This is a genomic window from Arthrobacter sp. A2-55 (assembly GCF_025548615.1).
GTDB lineage: Bacteria > Actinomycetota > Actinomycetes > Actinomycetales > Micrococcaceae > Specibacter > Specibacter silviterrae.
The window spans coordinates 1-1,237 of record NZ_JAJLOZ010000148.1 but is presented as its reverse complement, the minus strand read 5'-3'; the positions used below and the strand labels follow the sequence as shown (position 1 = coordinate 1,237).

Here is a 1,237-nt window from a genome sequence, read left to right as displayed (position 1 = left end):
CGCCGGAAGTTCCTCTCCGCCAAGGTGGCCGTCTCCGGCGCCAACTTCGGCCTGGCCGACACCGGCACCCTGGCCGTGGTGGAATCCGAGGGCAACGGGCGCATGTGCCTGACCCTGCCGGAAACCCTCATCACCGTCATGGGCATTGAAAAGCTGCTCCCAAGGTGGGCGGACCTGGAAGTGTTCATGCAGCTGCTCCCGCGCTCCTCCACGGGGGAACGCATGAACCCCTACACCTCCCTGTGGACCGGCGTCACCCCGGGCGACGGGCCCCAAAACGTGCACCTGGTCCTCCTGGACAACGGCCGCACCGCCGCCCTCGCGGACGAATACGGCCGCACGGCGCTGAACTGCATCCGCTGCTCCGCCTGCATGAACGTCTGCCCCGTCTATGAACGCACCGGCGGCCACGCCTACGGCTCCACGTACCCGGGCCCCATCGGCGCCATCCTCTCCCCGCTCATGACGGGCATCACGAGCGAGGAAAACGGCTCCCTGCCGTACGCTTCCTCCCTGTGCGGTGCGTGCTATGACGTGTGCCCCGTCAAGATCAACATCCCCGAAATCCTGGTCCACCTGCGCGGGGACGACGTTGATTCCAGGCGCGCCAAGGCCAGGGTCCCCTCCCAAATGGACCTCATGATGAAGGGCGCCGAATGGGCATTCTCCAGCGGCAGCCACCTGAATCTGCTGGAAAAGGGGCTGCCCCTGGGCAAGCTCGCCGCGGGCCGCGACAAGGTCATCAAAAAACTCCCCGGCCTCGCCGGAGGCTGGACGCAAAGCAGGGACATCCCGGCCCCGCCGGAGCAGTCGTTCCGCCAATGGTGGGCCAAAGAGCATGAGCCAAGCACCGGCGTCGTGCCTGGAAACAACAGCAGCGAAGGAGGGCAGGCATGAGCGCCCGCGAAGACATCATGAACCGGATCGCCTCGGCCCTGCGGGACGCCCCGGCCACCCCCGAGGTGCCCCGCGGCTACCGCCGCACCACCAACAAGACCGCGCAGCAGCGCCTGGAACAGCTCGTGGACCGGCTGGTGGACTACAAGGCGAACGTGTACGTCATCCAGGAGGCCGAGGCCCCCGCCAAGCTGGCCGAACTGCTGGCCGGCTCGGCCTCCATTGTGGTGCCGCACGGCCTGCCGGAGTCCTGGCTAACCTCTGTGAAGAACGACGCCGGGTCCCCGGCTGTGGAGGTTGACTCGCCGCAGCGCCGCCTCACCGTGGCGGAGCTGGACGC

At 67.8% G+C, this 1,237-nt stretch carries 1 protein-coding gene and 1 pseudogene; both read left to right on the top strand.

Going from position 1 to position 1,237, the window contains the following annotated elements; all coding sequences use genetic code 11:
• Window positions 1-897: LUD domain-containing protein (locus tag LPN03_RS20710; protein ID WP_262455756.1), on the top strand; the 897-nt coding region annotated here is incomplete at its 5' end.
• A pseudogene (locus LPN03_RS20705) lies at window positions 894-1,237 on the top strand (lactate utilization protein C); the annotation flags it as partial. The gene LPN03_RS20710 and the pseudogene LPN03_RS20705, both read left to right, overlap by 4 nt.